At 56.6% G+C, this 18,856-nt stretch carries 18 protein-coding genes and 1 pseudogene; 8 read left to right on the forward strand and 11 right to left on the reverse strand.

Going from position 1 to position 18,856, the window contains the following annotated elements:
- Window positions 1-67: 67 nt before the first annotated feature.
- The 10 genes and pseudogenes from BOW53_RS13100 to BOW53_RS05105 all read right to left on the reverse strand — a co-directional run bounded on the left by BOW53_RS13100 (window position 68) and on the right by BOW53_RS05105 (window position 10,319).
- Window positions 68-1,701: pseudogene (locus BOW53_RS13100) on the reverse strand (putative bifunctional diguanylate cyclase/phosphodiesterase).
- 5 nt (window positions 1,702-1,706) lie between these two features.
- Window positions 1,707-2,429, reverse strand: a complete 723-nt coding sequence (locus tag BOW53_RS05070) for a DAHL domain-containing protein (RefSeq protein ID WP_135607012.1) — start codon at window positions 2,427-2,429, stop codon at window positions 1,707-1,709.
- Window positions 2,426-2,935 carry a cytochrome-c peroxidase gene (locus BOW53_RS13105; RefSeq protein WP_245832003.1) on the reverse strand — a complete coding sequence of 170 codons (510 nt, stop codon included), beginning with the start codon at window positions 2,933-2,935 and terminating at the stop codon, window positions 2,426-2,428. The genes BOW53_RS05070 and BOW53_RS13105 overlap by 4 nt, the downstream gene beginning before the upstream one ends.
- The gene (locus tag BOW53_RS13110) at window positions 2,901-3,359 is read right to left on the reverse strand and encodes a cytochrome-c peroxidase (protein WP_245832007.1); all 459 of its coding nucleotides are present in this window, start codon (window positions 3,357-3,359) and stop codon (window positions 2,901-2,903) included. The genes BOW53_RS13105 and BOW53_RS13110 overlap by 35 nt, the downstream gene beginning before the upstream one ends.
- A gap of 151 nt (window positions 3,360-3,510) precedes the next feature.
- Window positions 3,511-4,203 (reverse strand): pentapeptide repeat-containing protein, encoded by a 693-nt coding sequence (locus BOW53_RS05080; RefSeq protein WP_078486422.1) that lies wholly within the window; start codon window positions 4,201-4,203, stop codon window positions 3,511-3,513.
- Window positions 4,204-4,403: 200 nt separating this feature from the next.
- Window positions 4,404-4,883, reverse strand: a complete 480-nt coding sequence (locus BOW53_RS05085; RefSeq protein ID WP_078486423.1) for a rhodanese-like domain-containing protein — start codon at window positions 4,881-4,883, stop codon at window positions 4,404-4,406.
- A 111-nt stretch (window positions 4,884-4,994) separates the two neighbouring features.
- Window positions 4,995-5,639 carry a response regulator gene (locus BOW53_RS05090; protein WP_078486424.1) on the reverse strand — a complete coding sequence of 215 codons (645 nt, stop codon included), beginning with the start codon at window positions 5,637-5,639 and terminating at the stop codon, window positions 4,995-4,997.
- Window positions 5,639-7,282: a histidine kinase gene (locus BOW53_RS05095; protein ID WP_245832004.1), complete on the reverse strand. Its 1,644-nt coding sequence runs from the start codon at window positions 7,280-7,282 to the stop codon at window positions 5,639-5,641. The genes BOW53_RS05090 and BOW53_RS05095 overlap by 1 nt, the downstream gene beginning before the upstream one ends.
- A 101-nt stretch (window positions 7,283-7,383) precedes the next feature.
- Complete coding sequence (locus tag BOW53_RS13495; protein ID WP_078486425.1) at window positions 7,384-8,514, reverse strand: tRNA nucleotidyltransferase/poly(A) polymerase-related protein; 1,131 nt, start codon at window positions 8,512-8,514, stop codon at window positions 7,384-7,386.
- Window positions 8,511-10,319: an ABCB family ABC transporter ATP-binding protein/permease gene (locus tag BOW53_RS05105; RefSeq protein ID WP_078486426.1), complete on the reverse strand. Its 1,809-nt coding sequence runs from the start codon at window positions 10,317-10,319 to the stop codon at window positions 8,511-8,513. The genes BOW53_RS13495 and BOW53_RS05105 overlap by 4 nt, the downstream gene beginning before the upstream one ends.
- A 96-nt stretch (window positions 10,320-10,415) precedes the next feature.
- Here BOW53_RS05105 and BOW53_RS05110 point away from each other — a divergent pair, with 96 nt between their 5' ends.
- The 6 genes from BOW53_RS05110 (at window position 10,416) to BOW53_RS05130 (ending at window position 16,175) form a co-directional block, all read left to right on the forward strand.
- Complete coding sequence (locus tag BOW53_RS05110; protein ID WP_078486427.1) at window positions 10,416-10,769, forward strand: S24 family peptidase; 354 nt, start codon at window positions 10,416-10,418, stop codon at window positions 10,767-10,769.
- Window positions 10,770-10,775: 6 nt separating this feature from the next.
- Window positions 10,776-11,861 carry an efflux RND transporter periplasmic adaptor subunit gene (locus BOW53_RS05115; protein ID WP_078486428.1) on the forward strand — a complete coding sequence of 362 codons (1,086 nt, stop codon included), beginning with the start codon at window positions 10,776-10,778 and terminating at the stop codon, window positions 11,859-11,861.
- 63 nt (window positions 11,862-11,924) lie between these two features.
- A complete protein-coding gene (locus BOW53_RS05120) occupies window positions 11,925-15,032 on the forward strand; it encodes an efflux RND transporter permease subunit (protein WP_078486429.1) in 3,108 nt (1,035 codons plus the stop codon).
- A 103-nt stretch (window positions 15,033-15,135) separates the two neighbouring features.
- Window positions 15,136-15,381: a c-type cytochrome gene (locus BOW53_RS13120; protein ID WP_245832005.1), complete on the forward strand. Its 246-nt coding sequence runs from the start codon at window positions 15,136-15,138 to the stop codon at window positions 15,379-15,381.
- Between the two features lie 2 nt (window positions 15,382-15,383).
- Window positions 15,384-15,551, forward strand: a complete 168-nt coding sequence (locus tag BOW53_RS13125) for a hypothetical protein (RefSeq protein WP_245832006.1) — start codon at window positions 15,384-15,386, stop codon at window positions 15,549-15,551.
- A gap of 12 nt (window positions 15,552-15,563) precedes the next feature.
- Entirely contained in the window at window positions 15,564-16,175 is a 612-nt protein-coding gene (locus BOW53_RS05130) for a DUF938 domain-containing protein (protein ID WP_078486430.1), read from the forward strand.
- 68 nt (window positions 16,176-16,243) lie between these two features.
- Here BOW53_RS05130 and BOW53_RS05135 read toward each other — a convergent pair whose 3' ends face one another.
- Window positions 16,244-16,642: a fasciclin domain-containing protein gene (locus tag BOW53_RS05135; RefSeq protein ID WP_078486431.1), complete on the reverse strand. Its 399-nt coding sequence runs from the start codon at window positions 16,640-16,642 to the stop codon at window positions 16,244-16,246.
- Window positions 16,643-16,878: 236 nt separating this feature from the next.
- Here BOW53_RS05135 and BOW53_RS05140 point away from each other — a divergent pair, with 236 nt between their 5' ends.
- The gene (locus tag BOW53_RS05140) at window positions 16,879-17,826 is read left to right on the forward strand and encodes a MerR family transcriptional regulator (protein ID WP_172838779.1); all 948 of its coding nucleotides are present in this window, start codon (window positions 16,879-16,881) and stop codon (window positions 17,824-17,826) included.
- A gap of 39 nt (window positions 17,827-17,865) precedes the next feature.
- Complete coding sequence (locus tag BOW53_RS05145) at window positions 17,866-18,231, forward strand: hypothetical protein (RefSeq protein ID WP_078486434.1); 366 nt, start codon at window positions 17,866-17,868, stop codon at window positions 18,229-18,231.
- Window positions 18,232-18,856 lie beyond the last annotated feature (625 nt).

Raw genomic sequence — 18,856 nt, forward strand, 5'->3', positions numbered from 1 at the left:
GGTGGGGTTGAAGCGCGTTCAATGAACTGACTTTCCTGAACCTGCGGACTCGTTTTCCGATATCAGTTCATTCAACTTGAGGAGCGTCATTGCCATTTTTGCAATCGCCTCGTTCCAGGTCGGCTTGTTGAACAGGTACCCCCTGCCCCAGTTCACAACCAAGCCGCTGGAGAAATTCCAGCTGCTCAGCGCTCTCAATACCTTCAGCAACAACCTTCAGGCCTAGGCTCCGAGCCATCGACACAATCGCCTCGACCAGTGTCGCATCACCCTTGCTGCTGGGTATGCCGCTGATGAAAGAGCGGTCTATTTTCAGAATATCCATGGGATAACGCTTCAGATAACTCAAAGAGGAGTAGCCTGTTCCAAAGTCATCGATGGCCAACCCCAAACCCATCTCTTTCATCTCGGCCAGCCAATCCAGGGTTTCCTCACCCCCTTCAAGCATCATGCCCTCTGTGATTTCAAGCGTCACCAGGTTTGGATCGACACCGCTCTCCTCCAGTATCGATTTCACCTCGTTGGTGGTAAGCCCCAAAGCCAACTGCCTACTGGAGAGATTTACGTTTACCCTCAGCTTCAAACCCTGGTCATGCTAGGCTTTGGCCTGAATTGCAGCAGTAGAGAGTACCCAGGTGCCGATGGCCCCGATCAATCCCGTCTCCTCTGCCAGGGGAATAAAAACATCCGGAGAAATCAAACCCCGGTCAGGATGATTCCAGTAGACCAACGCTTCCACACCATTCATGCGTCCTGTATCCAGGTCTATCACCGCCTGGTACTTGAGCACCAGTTCCCTGCGGTCCATTGCCCAGCGAAGCTCCCTCTCCAGTTCCATGTGGCGCTTCACTTCGTCATCCATTGAAGGAGTGAAAAACTGGTAGCGGTTTCTCCCTTTCTCCTTTGCAAGATACATCGCCATGTCTGCATTACTGAGCATGACGCCGGCATCCACGGCATCATCAGGATAGAGGGTAATGCCGATGCTTGCCCCAACAAAGACCTCTCTCCCATTCAAATGGAAAGGCACATTAATCTCATCGATGACCTTCTTGGCCACTTCACCCACATCATCGGCCTTACGAACATCCGGCAAAACGATGACAAATTCGTCCCCGCCGAACCGAGCCACGATGTCACTCTCTCTAACCGCCGTATTGAACCTGCCGGCCACCTTCTGCAGAAGTTCGTCACCCACTACATGACCCAGCTATCGTTGACCCGTTTGAAACCATCCAGGTCGATAAAAAGCAGCGCAACCTGTTCCTCCTCACGGTGAGCCGCGAGCAGCGCCTGGTTCAGGCGGTCGACAAGAAGGTTCCTGTTCGGAAGCCCGGTAAGGGGATCATAATTGGCCTGTCGGCGTATCTGCTCTTCGTCCGCTTTCCTTCGAGTGATATCCGAAAAAACGGCCACATGTTCTTTTACATTACCCGTGTCGTCCCTGATCACTGCCAGGGAGAGCCATTCAGGGAAAACGGTACCATCCTTGCGTCGGTTCCAGATCTCACCACTCCAGTATCCCTTTGTATAGAACGTTGACCACATATCACGGTAATAGTCAGCATCATGGCGCCCGGAATTGAGCATACTGGGATCTTCACCGATCACCTCCTCTGACTGGAAACCGGTGATCTGCGTGAATGCCGGATTAACCGACTTAATCCGGTTATTCGCATCGGTGATCATGATACCTTCCATGGCGGTCAGCGATAGTAACTCTCATACGCTTGATACAGATTGTTGAAGGCCTCTTTGCTTGGCACTGCGACATATCTTGCACGAAGGCTGCCCAACTCTTTCGACAATCTCAGGTTGGCCCTGAGGTGAAACAGTACGTTTTCAACCAGGGACTGGGTATCCGCATCGGAAAATCCCAGGTTTGCCATCTCCTCAACTCTCTTTTCCAAACTGTCCGCTTCGGAAACTGCAGAGAATTGATAGAACCTGTAGAGTTCCGTGATCAGTTCCAGCACCTGGTCACCGGCCTCATGCTCTTTTCCTGACAACTCCCGGGCCAGCATTGGCAGGTACTGCAGTCCATTACGTACGAGAGCAACCTTTGACTTGATGTGTTCCATCAGGGCCAGTTTTTCATCCAGTGATGCCATGTACGCATCCAGGTGGCGGCGAAACCGCTCGCCTTCAGTTCCTTCTATCTGTACATCCGGAGAGGTGATCTTCTGGCGCAGTCCGTAGAGTTTTTTTGAATCCTCCACCAAAGGATCGAACTGGACCAGGATGTAGGATGTGACGCGTAATACGTCCCTGTCGAGCGCACCCTCTATCTGCTGAATCCTGAAAAGAAGATCGAGGCGCTTGTTGTGCTGATGGATATCCACAGATCGGGTCTGCATAAAGAAAGCCACCAGCACCAGCGTTGCCAGCAGGAGAAAGAGTTGCAGAAAAACAAAGCGCCTCGATGTCATGGCCGCAGCCCCGGATGACTACCCACGAGGGACTCAAGAAATGCAACGATCAATGAAACATGGGCTTCGGGTATTCTGCGCCCCAGTTGATAACTGCCCATCACCCTGATTGCCTCAGCAAGATCCTTCGCACTCCCATCATGAAAATAGGGTGAATTGATTGCCGAAAGTCGCAAGCTGGGTACTTTGAAAAAGTAGAGATCCTCGTCCTTGCCGGTTACGTTGAAGCGCCCCCTGTCAGCATCCACGATCTCCGACCCCCGGTCGCCAAAGTAGTCACCGATGGCACCCATCCTCTGGAACATGTTTCCACCCACATTCACACCCTGGTGACAGGCGATACAGCCATAGGATTTGAACAGACGGTAGCCCTCTTTCTCCCTTTCATTCAGTGCGTCCTCATCTCCGCGCAACCAGCGGTCGAAAGGGCTGTCAGGCGTAATCAGGGTGCGCTCGAAACTGGCAATGGCATCACAGAATATTCTGTTCCGTGATGCCATCTTCATAAAGGGCGTTGAAAGCCTCGGGATAAGCCTTGTCCTGGCTCAACTTGGAAATCACCTGCTTCCAGGTTGATGCCATTTCGATGGGATTGACGACCGGACCGCCAGCCTGTTCGTGGAGGTTTGCCGCTCTGCCGTTCCAGAATTGGGCCAGGTTGAAGCGTGCGTTATAGACTGTCGGTGCTTTTATACCGCCCAGAGCGCCATCGACCCCTATTGAACGTGGCAATCGATCTGTCCCTCCTTGCTCAAGACGGTGGCAGTGGGCACAGCTGATCGAATCATCGCGGGAGAGCCTGACATCATGGAAAAGCCTGTCACCCAGGGCGACCTTGTCCGGGTCCTGACCATGTTGCTGGGGAATTGGGGTAATGGGTTCATCAAATGCACGGGCGGGCGCTGCAGTTCCCAGCACGGGAACCAACATCACGATCCCCAGAAAAGCACCAAGCGTTTTACTGCGAAAAACCAACCAAATTCCCCCTGAGGGGTTATTTTAATCAATGCCGGCTAAAAAACGTAACGAAGTAATTTCCCCACTCTTTACACGTGAATTTTCTGACTCTAATCCCCTGAAACTATTCTGCGATCATCTGCATCAGGTGATCAGGCACATTCAAGGCACCCTCTATCACGGTATCTTCGACCCTGGCATTGGTGAAACGGACATTTTCCAAATCCGCCTTCCTGAATGAGGTGCCGGTAAGCTGGGCCCCGTTGAGCAGCGCACCCTGAATATTGGCATTGTCCAGAACCGCGCCTTCCAGTGCTGCACCTGTGAGTACCGCAAGCCTCATATCCACATAATTCAGTTTTGAATCGATCAGCACCGCGCGCATCATGAAGCCGCCGCTGAAGATACTGCCCCTGAAGTCACCCTCCTCCATGGCGATATCCTTCATGTAGGCCTTGGTGAAATCCGCTCCGGTGGATTTGACCTCGTTCAGGTTTGCACCAAACATGTTGGCCCTGACAAAACGAGCACCATCCAGAACACCCAGATCCAAGGTAGTGTGAAAAAGATCGGCCTCGGAAAAATCAGCGTTGGCAACCGTACACTCACCGAGATTGGCCCAGCGTAAATCAGCCTTCACCAGGCTGGCATCGGACAGATTGCATCCGGGAATAAAGGCATTGGTGAGATCGACCCCGTCAAGCAAAGCCCCCCCTGAGATCGATGGCAGGCGCGACCCGTCCAGCGAAACTGCAATGCCGGAGATCGGTTTTGGGCCCAGGCTTAGCGCAATCCCCCATGGGGAGATCAGTTGCATAACCCCAACATGATGAGAGGAGCAGCAAACAGCCCTAGCAAGCATTTTTTCACCTTCTGTCTCATGAATTGCCCAGAAATCAGTTTGCACCGTTACAGACTAATAGCAGACAACCAGCATTTTGAGGAGGGTGTAATTTGGATATGAACGGCAGCCTGACCGGCTGCCATTTATGCAAGGGCCTGTCAGCAGGCCATGGGTCAGCCGTCGACCCAGTCAGCAGGGCGCTTCTGATCTTCGCGCAGCACTGGCGCGAAGTAGACATCGGCGTCGTCGAGATCCACGTCAGTGCTATCCTTGTCTTCCAGGGGCTGGTCGTAATCTTTCCAGCCGCGCAAACCGGTCTGCAGGGAACAGACGTTCTCGTAACCCAGCACCTGCATGGAGTGAGCTGCCAGAATGCTGCGGTACCCGGATCTGCAGGCCACCACGATCTCCCGCTTGCGTGATTCGACCAGTTCCGGCTCGGTCTCTTCGTAATCCCATTCACACGCCGACTCCAGGATTCCCCGGGGCACGTTCATGGAGCCTGCAATATGCATGGCATCGAACTCGTAGGGTTCACGCACATCGAGGATCAATAGATCCGGGTTGGCCTCCATGCGCTCTTCCAGGTCCCAGGGCATGATCTCCTTTACATCGGTCATGCAACTGCGGATCTGTTCAATAAACCTAATCATAATTTCGATTCCTGTTACTACTTTGGGCCGCCTGCTTCAGCCTCGATTAATCTGTCATAAAGTCGGAAATGAGAGCGTTATACTGATAAGTCACTGTCACTGCATTGAGAATTATCCACGTGGACAGAGACTCTGTTCCACGGCAATTACCGCCGCCTCCACCCGGGAATGGACATTGAGCTTGCGCAAGATCGCTTTCACGTGGAGTTTCACCGTGCCATCTGAAATCCCCAGGTTGCGTGCTATTACCTTGTTGCTCTGACCGTCCGCCAGGTGACAAAGGATCTCGCGCTCACGGGGGGTCAGATCAGAGAAAGCATCCTGGGCCGCAGCGCTCTCAGATTCACCCTGCACCGCCTTGGCCAGGATTCCAGTCAACTCCTTGGCCACGACAGTTGAACCGGCAACAATCTCCTCCAGCGCGGTGATCAATTCATTGGGCTCCATGTCTTTCAACAGGTAGCCCTGCGCACCGTTCTGCAGGGAGTTGATCACATCCTTCTCGTCCCGGCTGGTGGTGAGCATGGCAATGGGCATGGAGAGATTGCGCCCGCGCAGTTCCTGGAGCACCTCGATGCCATTCATATCGGGCATACGCATATCCAGCAACACCACGTCGGGCTGCTCCCGGGCCACCATGTCTATGCCCTGCTGGCAGTCCCCCAACGCACCGACCACATCAATGCCTCGACGCTGCAGCAGTTCCTGCAGTCCAATGCGAAACAGGGCATGGTCGTCAATCAGTAGTATGCGCATCAAACGGCCTCTTGTTGTTCGTCAGCCAGCCGGGAACCGGCATTATAGATCAACTCCACGCGCGTGCCTTCACCGGGCTCACTCTCGATCCTGAGGCTGCCCCCCAGCCTGTGTGCCCGCTCCTCCATGATGGAGAGACCGATATGCTCACCAGGATTACCCCTGGGGCTGGCATTTTCGAAACCCACACCATCATCCTCGATCAGGATCTTGTATTCGTTGTCACCATGGCATGTCAGCAGAACGCGGACCGTGTGCGCCTGTGCATGCTTGCGTATATTCACCAGGCTCTCCTGGACGATACGCAGGATCTGCATCTCCTCGCTGGCCCCCAGGTTGATCAGGCGGCAGCTGCGCTGAAAGAAGATCGGAATACCTGTCTCCTGGCGAAAACGCTGGGCAAGCTTCTCCAGTGCAGGAGCCAGCCCCCGCTGATCCACGGGCGCCCGGAAATTGTTCAACAGCTCCCTGAGTTCATTGTGCGCTTCATCCAGGGCGTTGCGGATCCTATCGAGTTCGCTTCGGCTTCTGTGGCCGGCATTCTCCTGCTCCTGGGTCTCTTCCAGCATGCGGACCTGGAAACGCAGGCTCGCCAGTGTCTGGGCGAGAGAGTCATGGAGTTCGTGGGCCAGTGCAGTTCGCTCCTGGATAATGGAGAGCCGGTGGGCCTCTTCGTCAGAACGCTGCTTGGCGATGGCGATGCCCAGGTGATTGCCGATGGTATCCAGCAGGTACTGGACATCCTCCCGTCCCTTGAGGTCAGTGTGCTTGACATAGATGCGGTAGAGGCCCAGTTGATCACCGTGATAGGCCAGGGGCACCTCCACCACGGCCATCTCCTGGGTACTGTACATGCGTCGGTTGTTGCGAACCGAGCACTCCCTGGCATCGTGTTCACAAAGCACATCACCGCTGGAGAGCGCCTTGCCGCATTGGCACAACGGCACCGGCAGCTGCTCCTGCTCTGTCATGGGCACGTCGTCCAGGCCCACGCTTCCCACCAGGCGCATCTGCTCCTGGTTGGTCGCCAACTGTACCGTGGCCGCCTTGCCGTGGACGATCTCCTTAAGCACCACCAGGTAGCGCAAAAGCAGGCTGTCCATATCATCCACCTGGTTGATACTGGAGGCGACGTCGTACAGGATGTTGACTGCAGAGGTCTGCTGGGCGAGGCGCCGGGTCTGGCGGGCCACACGGTTATCCATATCTTCGTAGAGATCGATCAATTCGCCGCTCAGACTGTCCAGGTCACGGGCAACTGAACCGAGCACACCCACGCTCTCAAGGGGCAGCGAGGACCAGGGGTCGCCCTGGCACACATCTGCCACCGACTGCTCCAGCTCCACCAGGAGCTTCAGAAGCTGGCTGCGCAGACGACCCGCTCCCACCAGGCCAGCCACCAGCGAGAGAAAGCCCACCAGGATCATAAGCACCGGCAGGTTCTGATCCTTGCCCACGCCGGCAAACAACAGGACGGTAAGTACGAGATTGAACACCAGGGTCGATGCCAGTGCTCCAAGCGGACCGAGCAGGCGCCCTACCACTAGGATGCGCAGAATCGATGAGCGGTTCATCAGCGATGGGAGAAAACCCTCCCACACTTTGCCGCCCGGGCTCTGTTGCTCTTCCTGGATATCAGTCATCGGTTATCTGTTGGGACAATCACCGGTACAAAGATACCGGCACCCTGAATGTAAAAGACTGATTCTAACACAAAAACCAAGTCTTCCAGTCGGGATAAGAATCAACCGGCCAGCACCCCGCTCACCGCCTTGACCCGCTCAAATGCAAGGGCCTGCCCAAGCTGGGCGCCATCGATGCCCCGAGCCTTCAGCGACTGTACCGAGACACCGTTGGAAGCCTCCAGTGATCGCCTCAGCAGTGAGCATGCCTTTTCCGCATCCTGCGGAAAAAGAGCGGAGAGCAGGCTGAGCAGCGCTTCGAAACGCTCGCCGTGCTGCTGGGCGCGGGAGCGATGCAGAAAATGCACCACACCTGCTGCGTCGCGGGATAGTGGCGCCTTGAAACCGGACGCCAGATCCAACCCCAGCTCAACCAGTTCGATGAAATCTTTCTCCGCCCTGAGCGCCGACAGGAAGTCTCCCCCTGCCTGGACACTCTGAAACATGACAGCGGCAAAACGCACCCTGGGATCCCCGCTGATGTCGGTTGCCCACTTCAGTGCCGCAATGGATTCGCTATCACCCTCCTTCTGATGAGCATCGGGGTCCCCCATGCTCCCGGCCAGTTCGGGCATGATCACCTGCAGCGCCCCGCAGCGATGCAGCACTTCGAAAAAGCGCCAGGGTTGCTCCGTATCCAGCGCCAGTTTCATCTCCTGCCACACCCGCTCCGGCTTCAGGTGCCTGAGATCATCGGATGCAGCCATTTTCTTCATCAATGCATGGGTGCCGTAGGCCACCCTGAACCCCCAGCGTCCCAGCCGGGCCGCAAAACGGGCCACCCTCAGCAGTCGTACCGGATCTTCCACGAAAGCGGGGCTGACATGACGCAATATGCCGTCTGCAAGATCATCCTTGCCATTGAAAGGGTCGATGGTTACGCCTTCCTCATCCTGGGCGATGGCGTTGATGGTGAGGTCCCGGCGATACAGATCCTCTTCCAGGGTCACATCAGGGCCGGCATCGGTTTCAAATCCCTTGTACCCCGGACCTGTCTTGGTCTCCCTGCGCGCCAGGGCGTACTCCTCTCCGGTATCCGGGTGCAGAAAAACAGGGAAATCCGCATCGGCCTTTTTGAATCCCTGGGCCAGCATCTCCTCCTCGGAGCCACCCACCACCACCCAGTCGGCATCCTTCACCGGCAGGTCCAGCAGACGGTCTCTCACAGCACCTCCCACCCGGTAGATCTTCATGATTCGTCCTCACTGAGCAGATCGCGCTCTTCCTGCTGCAGGAGCCACATGTGCTGATAAATCCTCTCTTTCGCCATCAGTTCCCGGTGACTGCCCTGCTCCACGATAAGACCCTGGTCCATGACCAGGATGCGATCCGCATCCACCACGGTGGAGAGGCGGTGCGCGATGACCAGGGTTGTGCGATCCTGTGCCACTTCCCGCAGGGTCTTCTGGATTGCCTGCTCGGTTTTACTGTCCAATGAAGAGGTGGCCTCGTCGAACACCAGGATGCGCGGCCGCTTGAGGATCGCCCTGGCGATGGCGATACGCTGCTTCTCGCCCCCGGAGAGCTTCAGGCCCCGCTCACCCACTACCGTTTCGTACCCCTGTGGCAGGGATTCGATGAACTCACGGATATGGGCCATGCCCGCAGCGGCCTCCACCTCGGCGCGGCTCGCCTCGGGACGACCGTAGGCCAGGTTGTAATAGATGGTGTCATTGAACAGCACCGTATCCTGGGGCACGATGCCGATCGCCTCGCGCAGGCTCTCCTGGGTCACCTCCCGCAGATCCTGTCCATCGATGGTCACCCTGCCGCCGCTAACGTCGTAGAAACGGAACAACAGCCGGGACAGGGTGGACTTGCCCGCACCGCTATGGCCCACCACGGCGATCTTCTCGCCGGGACGAACCGTAAAATCAACCCCGTGAAGAATCGCCCGGTCGGGCTGGTAGGAGAAGTCCACCTGTTCGAACCGCACCTCTCCCTCCTGCAGATCCAGGGGTGAGGCATCAGGCTTGTCCTGGATCTCCGGTTCACGCTCCAGCAGCTTGAAGATCAGGTCCATGTCCGCCAGGGAGTACTTGATCTGTCGATAGACGATGCCCAGAAAGTTGAGGGGAATGAACAGCTGCAGCAGGAAGGCGTTGACCAGCACCAGGTCGCCGATGGACATGCTGCCCTCCACCACGCCGTTGGCGGCGAAGAACATGATGATCATCACCCCGATGCCGATAATCGCCCCCTGGCCGAAGTTGAGGATGGACATGGAGGTGGTGCTCATCACCGCCTTGCCCTCCCACTCGCCCAGGGTGCCGTCGAACCGCTCCAGCTCCAGCTGTTCGTTGCCGAAATACTTGACGGTTTCGTAGTTGATCAGGCTGTCCAGTGCCTGCCCACTGGACTGTGACTCCAGGCGGTTCATCTGCAGACGGTAGTCCATGCGCCACTCGGTCACGGCCAGGGTGAAGACCACGTAGACCGCTACCGTGCCGAAGGTGACCAGGGTAAAGACGATGTCGTACTGGATGAGCAGAACACCGGCCACCAAAGCAAATTCCACCAGCATCGGCAGAATACTGAAGACCATGTAGTTGAGGATGGTGCTGACACTGCGGGTCCCCCGCTCCAGGTCCCGGCTGATGGCCCCGGTCTTGCGCTCCAGGTGAAAACGCAGGGAGAGGTTGTGCAGATGGGACAGCACCTGTGTGGAGAGTCGACGCATGGCGTGGTAGCGCACCCGGGCGAAGACCACGTCCCGCAACTCGTTGAACAGGGAACTGCCGACCTTCAGGACACCGTAAGCCACCAGCAGGAAGACCGGCAGTACCAGCATGGTCTGTTCGCTCTTCTCCAGGCTGTCCACAATCTCCTTGAGGACCAGGGGGATGCCCACATTGGCCATTTTCGCCAACACCAGGCAGGCCAGGGCAAGCAGGGCCCGGCCACGGTAATCCCAGAGATAGGGCGTCATGCCCCTTAGATTTTGCCAATCCCTACGGTCTTCATGGGGACGGGTATGGGCGTGAGTGATGTGTGACATGCTAGAATCGTGTCAATTGTTTGAAACTTTCGCAACCCGGCGGATTCTATATGAATTCACTGATCGCCGTGATGCGAAAATTTGAGAGTAGTTTTTATGACCCAGGATTGCAGTTACAACGAACTCTGCGCCCTCCAGGCACTGGACGACAGTATGGAGCCTGAGTTTCCCAACGGTTGCGTGATCGTGATCGAACCCTCGGAAATCTGCGCCACCGGCGCCTACGTGGTGGCCACGGTAAATGGCGAGCGCTGGTTCCGCCTGTATGTCCGCGACGGCCAGGGTGGCGAGAAGCTGGTTGCCCTCAATGGCACCTACCCGGAGATCGATCTCACCGGTACCTCGTTCAAAATCGAGGGCGTCATCGTCCAGCGCAACATCAAGCGCGAAGTGAAGCACTACCAGCCTTACCAGCCCAACAATGGCGAAAACGAAATACCCCTGCAGTAGCCGCACATGACCATATCCCGCCGCCTCACTCTCATCATCACGGTACTGCTTCTAGCGGGCATCACCGGTTGTGATGAGAAACCGGCGGCGGGCCCCACGGGAAAGAAGCGCCCCGCCAGCGACCACCTGGTAGAGGTGATCACCGTCCGGCAGGAGCAGAGCTACAGCGCCCACGAACGAACCGGCAGCCTGCGCGCCCGGCGCACCGTTCGCATCCATAACCAGGAAGAGGGCCGCATAACGGCTGTTCCCTTCTACGAGGGTGACAAGGTAAATCAGGACGATACCCTGGTCAGGCTGGCAGACGACCTGCTTCAGGCGGAACTGGAGAAAGCCGGGGCCACCACCCGCCAGGCCAGTATCGATCTGAAAAGGATCCGTGGCCTGGTGAAAAAACGGGCTGCCTCTGAAGATGAACTGACCCGCGCCCAGACCGCCCTGGATGTGGCCAGGGCTGAACAGAAACTGCTGGAGACGCGGATCGGCTATACCCACATCAGCGCCCCCTTCAGCGGCGTGATCAGCGAGCGAAAGATAGAGCCCGGCGACGTGGTCTCCAAGCACAGCCACCTGTTGACCGTCACCGACCCCGGATCCCTGGTCACCGAGATCCATGTCTCCGAACTATTGCTGCCCCACCTGAAGATCGGGGACCCGGTGGAGGTGCGCATAGACGCCCTGGGCAACCGCCAATTTGCCGGCAGCATTCTGCGTATCCATCCCGAACTGGACAACCTTACCCGCCAGGGCGTCGTCGAGGTGCTGCTGGAGCCCGTCCCTGAAGGCGCCCGTGCCGGGCAGTTCGCCCGCGTCACCCTGAAAACCGCGCAGACCGAGCGGCTGCTTGTACCCTTCAGCGCTATCCGCCGGGACCGCAGCGGCGAATATGTCTACCTGATGGGCCCGGAGCAGAAAGCTCGGATGACCCGGGTAAGAAGCGGCATCCGCATCGCGGACAAAATAGAAATCCTGGAGGGCCTGAAGATCGGACAGCAGGTCATCACCCGGGGCTTCCTCGGCATCTCCGAGGGCAAGAAGGTTAAAGCGGTAAATATAAACAAAACTGTAGGAGCCGAGTCCTCTCGGCGATAACCCTCAGCTTATAGCTGTTCCCCCGGAAGACCGGGCTCCTACAGTCACTGCTCAGACAAACTGATGAAACAGCCCGCTAAAACAATCGGCGGTGGCCTTGCCGCCTGGTCCCTGCGCCACCCCATCGGGGTGGTGATGATCACCCTCGCCATCATGGTGCTGGGGCTGTTTGCCCTGCAGCGGCTCAACATCGACCTGTTGCCCCATATCATCTACCCCGATGTCCGGGTGCGCATCATGGACCCCGGTGTGCCTGCCACCATCATGGAGGACGAAATCACACGCCAGCTCGAGGTGCAGTTGGCAATCACCGAGGACGCCATTCATATCGAGTCCCAGACCAGCGAGGGGCGCAGCGCCGTCTCCCTCTCATTCGAATATGGCAAGGACATCGACATCGCCCTGCGCGACGCCAGCACCCGGCTGGACCGGGCCAAGCGTTTTCTGCCCGACACCGTGGAACCGGCGGTGATCTACAAGCGTGACCCTTCCCAGATTCCCATTGCGGAGTACGTGGTCAGTTCCAGTCTGCGCGACCCGGTGGAGCTGCGCAGTTGGGTGGACTACAGTCTCGGCAAGTGGCTGCTCAACATACCCGGGGTCGCGGCGGCCGAAGTCGGCGGCGGCCTGGTGCGGGAGATCCAGGTGCTGGCTGATCAGAACCGCCTCGCCGGCCTTGGCCTGGACGTACTGGATATCTCCGAAGCGCTGGAGAGCGGCAACATCGAGACCCCGGCAGGACGCCTGGTGATGGACAATGCCGAGATCAGCGGCCGCACCGCCGGGCGTTTCCGCAGTGTCGACGAGATCATCAACCTGCCGATCTCCGTGGAAACCGAAGACGGCCCGACCCGACTGCTGCGCCTGGGTGAAGTCGCCCAGGTGGTGGACGGGGCCGAGGACGAACGACTGCGCATCCGTCTCAATGGACTGCCGGGCATCAAGCTCTCGATCCAGAAGCAGCCCCAGGCCAACACCGTGGCCGTGGTGGACGCGGTCAACCTCAAGTTGGAAGAGTTGGAAAGTGACGGCCTGATCCCCGACGACATGGAGATCCGTATCGTCGACAACCAGGCACAATATGTACGCCGCTCACTGGACAACGCCATCACCGCTGCAGGCAGCAGCGCCCTGCTGGCCATGCTGGTGGTCTACATTTTTCTTGGCAGCCTGCGCCGCACCCTGATCATCGGCAGCGCCATCCCAATTGCCATCCTGGTCACTTTCATCCTCATGAGCAGCGCCGGCCTGACGCTCAACATCATGACTCTCGGCGGCCTGGCCCTGGGTATCGGCATGCTGGTAGACAGCACCATCGTCATGCTGGAGAACATCTATCGCCATCAGCGCAAGGGCGAAGACCGTGACCAGGCATCCCGGGAGGCGGCCTCCGAGGTCAACAGCGCCATTGTCGCCTCCACCTCCACCAACCTTGCCGCGGTACTGCCGTTTCTCTTCATCACCGGCCTGGTGGGGCTGCTTTTCCGGGAACTGATCTTCACCATCTCTGCAGCCATCGTCGCCTCCATGCTGGTGGCCCTCACCCTGGTTCCGGCCCTGGCCGGGCGCATCCCCGCAGGTCGTGAAGGGCTGCTGCGCCGGGGGGGCAACAACACCCTCACCCACCTGCAGAACGGCTACGCCTGGCTGCTGCAGTGGCTGCTCAAGGTACACTGGCTGATTCTTGCCCTGTTCATTGCCGGCCTGGCGTTTGCTGCCCCCCGCTTTCTGGACAGTAAGCAGATTTTTCTGCCGAGCATGGACGAGGGACGGGTCTATGTCAGTATCAGCGCGGACCGCGGCACCAGCGTCGCCCGCATGAACCGCATCACCGAAAAGATCGAGGCCATTCTCTCCGGTCAACCGGAGGTAGAGACGCTCTTCACCACCGTGGGCGGTCACGTATTCGGCCGCTCCCAGCACGAGTCTGCCAACCGCTCCAGTATCAAGGTGCAGTTGAAACCCCTGGCCCAGCGCAATGCCCTGCCCACCCAGGCCTGGATCGGCCGTGTTAAGAAACTGGTAGCAAAAGAGCGCATGGCTGGTATCAAGGTACGCATCTTCAGCCGGGGCATCAGGGGTATCCGCCTCAATCGCAGCGACGGCGACTTCGCGTTGCGGATAAAGGGTCCCGATCTAGAGGTTCTGGAGTCCCTGGCCAACAAGGTAATGGACAAAGTGAGCGCGGTGGATGGCCTGAGCAACCTGCAACACTCTGCCGAAGAGAAGAACCAGGAGCTTTCGGTCCAGGTGGACAGGGACCGGGCGACCAGCTACGGACTGACAGTGGAAGACGCAGGCAAGGCCCTGCGCTTCGCACTCCAGGGCAGCACTGTCACCGACTTCATCACCGAGGACCGTTCCATCGATGTGCTGCTGCGCCTGGCGGAAGAGGACATTGCCAATCCCGCCGACCTGGAAAACATCATTCTCTTCAGCAAGACCACGCCAAGGGTACCGGTACACCTCTCCGACATCGCCCAGGTGGACCTGCACCCCACCCCGTCGGCCATCATGCGTGATCTCCAGCAGCGCATGGTCGAGGTCAGCGCCTCCCTCAGCGGCGAGAAGACCCTAAACGAAACCATCGAGGCCGCCCTACAGATCGTCAGGGAGATGGAGATACCCAAGGGCTACACCGTCTACGAAGCAGGCAGCCTGGAGACGCTCAAAGAGGGGCGCAGTCTCAGCTACCAGCTTCTGGGCCTGGCCATTTTCCTGGTCTTCGTGGTCATGGCGGTGCAGTACGAGTCCCTGCGCAACCCGGTCGTGATCATCCTCAGTGTGCCCTTCGCCGTGATCGGCGTGGCCATCGGCCTGCAGGTCACCGGACTCCCCCTCTCCATGCCCATATGGCTCGGCATGATCATGCTGGCAGGTATCGTGGTGAACAATGCCATCGTGCTGGTGGAGTACATCGAAATACAGCGCCGTACCGGCCTGGCGGTAGGCGAAGCGATCATCCAGGCGGCACGGCTTCGCCTGCGCCCCATCCTCATGACCACGCTCACCACCGTGGTGGGCATGATGCCCCTGGCACTGGCATTGGGTGAAGGCGCCGAGATGCTTCAGCCCCTGGCCGTGACCATCGTCTCCGGCCTGCTCTTCTCCACCCTGGTCAGCCTGGTACTGGTACCTTCGGTCTACCGCCTGATCAACATTCGGCGTTGAATTTTCAGTCCACACGACTGTCACATGTAAAACCAGCTAACGCAGTACCGGTTGCTACACTGCGGCCAACAAAATAAAACAAAATCGCGGATGGAGATTGATCATGAGAACTGTACTGTTAAGTGCCGGCTGCCTGTTACTGCTTGCAGGGTGTGCGCAACAAAGCGGGGACACAATGATTCTGGGACGCTGGTACACCCAGTCCCAGGTTGAGCAGGGCAGCAAGGTGTTCCAGAACAATTGCGCCGTGTGCCACGGTCAAAAGGCCCAGGGGCTGGCAGCCGACTGGCGGAAGAGCCTGCCCGACGGCTCCTATCCACCTCCTCCACTCAACGGCACCACCCCCTGAAAATGCTCAAGCGCACCGTGGACAACGGCGGCATCCCCCTGGGTGGAAAGATGCCCCTTTTCAAAGCCGTGCTGAATGACGATGAGAAGTATGCTGCCATTGCCTATTTGCAAAACTTCTGGAACGACGAGATCTACAGCGCCTGGAAAGCGCGCGGCGGTCTGAACTAGAATTCCAGCCAGATGACCCAAGCAACAAGAAAACCCCACGCCGAGGCCTGTGATGAAAACGGCCCACCCATCCTGGCGGTGCTGAAGGCCAGGCTGCCCACTAATGCCAGGGTATTGGAGATTGGCAGCGGCACAGGTCAGCATGCCGTCCATTTTGGCGCCGAACTGCCGGGCATCACCTGGCAGACCAGTGACCAGTTGGATATGCATGAAGGTATCCAACTGTGGCTGGACGAAGCAGCCCTGCCCAATGTACAGCCTCCCCTGGACCTGGATGTCACCTGCGATCAATGGCCCGAAGCACAATACGATGCCGTGTTCAGTGCCAATACGGCGCACATCATGCCGATGGAAGCCGTTGAAGCGATGTTCAGAGGTGTCGGAAAACGCTTGAATGCCGGGGGACAGTTTCTGATCTACGGTCCCTTCATGTATCACGGCGAGCACACCAGCGAAAGCAACCGGCGTTTCGACCAATGGCTAAGAACCTGCGAGCCCCACCGGGGCATTCGTGACGTGGACTGGCTGGAAGAAATTGCGGCTGAGTCAGGTCTGCGACTTGAAGAAGACATCGAAATGCCGGTGAACAACCGCATCCTGGTCTGGACAAAAACCAAGCCTTAGCAGTACTCACTACCCGTATCAATAAAAGAAAAGGCCGGGCAATCACCCGGCCTTTCTTGTTACACCTGTCACATAGGAAGTATCACAGAGTCAATGACGTGAATAACGCCGTTACTTGTCAGGATATCGGTCTTGATTACGTTGGCGTTGTCCACTTTGACGCCATTGCTCGTATCGATGGAGATCGACTGTCCCTGAACAGATTTTGCAGATGACAGGTTAACTACATCGGATGCCATTACCTTTCCGGCAACCACGTGGTAGGTCAGTACCTTGGCAAGGGCCTCCTTGTCGGCAATCAGTGCATTCAATTGGTCTGATGGTATCTTGGCAAAGGCCTCGTCCGTCGGGGCAAAGACGGTAAATGGTCCATCCCCTTTAAGTGTCTCTACCAAACCCGCGGCCTTTACAGCAGTGACCAGGGTATCGAAGTCACCCGCCGCCATTGCCGTTTCCACAATATCCATTTTCTGAGCACGCGCATGTCCGGTTGACTGACAACCGATAACCAACAGAGACAGGAGTGCTACCGCCAGAACGCCAAGCTGCTTAATTCCAGGAAAAGTGTGCGTTTTCATAATCCCATTCCTCTCAAAATTAGATGAAAAATAGGCACATTTGTCTAATTCCTGCCCTAGACAATAGCCGACAATTATTTTTTGTCAAGACTTGTCTTAGACAAAAGTTGGATTACAATAAAATCATGATGGATATCGAATCCCCACAAAACAGCGCCGAAGAGGCAAGGCACCCAATCCAGGTAGTGTCCCGGAGAACAGGGCTCAGCGCTGATGTAATACGGGTTTGGGAAAGGCGCTATGGCGTGGTCAGCCCCACCCGGGTCAGCGGAGGGAGACGGCTCTATACCGACAGTGACATCAAGCGCCTTGCACTGCTGCAGAAGGTCACCAGTGCCGGCAGGCGAATCAGCGAGGTGTCTGAACTTGATGACGAGGCCCTGGGTGGTCTTGTCCAGGAAGATGAGAGCAGCATAACCGATCTGCTGGTATCACCCACCGGTGCGCAAGGCCCGGCAGGGCACGTGGAGAAGTGTTTTCAGGCCCTTCGCAGCCTCGACCAGGCGCTGTTGCGGTGCACACTCGCTGTAGCCGAAGCGGAATTGTCTTTACCGGTTTTTCTGGATCAGGTTGTATCGGTTTTTCTGAAACAGATTGGCCAAGCCTGGGAAAAAGGAACAGTCAGGGTATCCCAGGAGCATATGACAAGCGTCATTGTGCGGCACCACCTGCTTGGCATGTTAAAGGGACTGAACAAGTCAGGCCCCGTCATGATACTGACCACCCCTACCGGACAGGACCATGAAATGGGGGCGTTGATGGCTGCCATCATTGCAGAGTCCGAAGGATGGAATGCAATTTACCTGGGACCAAACCTCCCTGCCGTAGAAATTGCCGCAATTGCCATTCAATCCAACGCCAGTGCTGTAGGACTCAGTCTGCAGTGCATTTCCGACGAAGCGCTTCTCTCGGATGAGTTGAGACAGATAAAAATGATTCTTCCCGAAGAGATGCCGGTAATTGTGGGGGGCGCAGCCGTCGATCATTACCGCTCGATGATTTCAGAGTTCACTGAAAACATACCTAATGATCTTGAAGAGTTCAGAGTGATTCTTTCCAGGATCATTGGATAAGCGACAACAGGTATAAATGGATAAGGCCGCTTCTCAAACATGCTGGAAAGACTGAACAGACTGGCCCTGCTTCTTCTACCTTACCAGGGTATCGCCCTGCTCTTCTCAGTCGTCTCAATCATTGCGGTGCTCATCATTGTTCTGGCACTTCAGCCCAATGAAACAGAATACTACCTCTACCCCCTGATCGTTGCCTTTCTCTGGTTTTTGAGTATCTATGCACTCATCGACTGCTTCAAGGAGATCCCGCAACATCCAAGTGAACAGAAAGGATTCTTCAAAAAATTGAAAACAGCTATCGCGTGGGGATGGAACTGGCTGGTTGGCATCATGCTCATTGCCACCACCCTGGGAGTCATTGGACTATCTTGGAAATTGATAAGTCTCTGGCTCAAGCACAGTTGATAGCACTGAACAGAATACGAATAAATTGTAGAGATCGTGATTTGTCCTCACAGTGAGTGTTAGATGAGCTCAGGTTTTATTGCTATTTTCGGCCAGGAGCGGAAATTCGAAGCCCTTATGGCTGGAGTATCCGAACACTCCAAAGCAGACGTTTGATTTGCGCACGCAATAGACAGTTGACGCCCCGAAACGGCCATTCAGTAACGTCACAAATAACCTGACCCTTGTTCGCGAGCACCGCGAACAAGGGTCAGATCAATATGTTGCATTTTAAGGTATAAAGAGGCGAATAAGAGACCGAGTCTAGAGCAAGATACTCGTAACCTATTGTATTTTGGGAATTATTCTTTCGTGAGCGATAAAATTCAGGAATACCCCTTTAAATTCTAAAACAATTCCATATATATGGTGGGGTTAGCGCATTGAAAAGGAACTGCCAATGTCCATTGACCTCCCATCCCAAGGTTTTATTTTTTGGCCTGTCGGCACTGGCGACAGTTCAACCGTAAAAGTCGACGAAGACACCTATCTGTTGATTTGCAGTTAAAACTGACCCAGGTTTTGCATCTAATATTGACCCGCCTAGATAGCCGGATTATGGCCTGAGATTACTTTCTTTTTCCAG

This window comes from Solemya velesiana gill symbiont, from assembly GCF_002020805.1.
Classification (GTDB): Bacteria; Pseudomonadota; Gammaproteobacteria; order Chromatiales; family Chromatiaceae; genus Sedimenticola_A.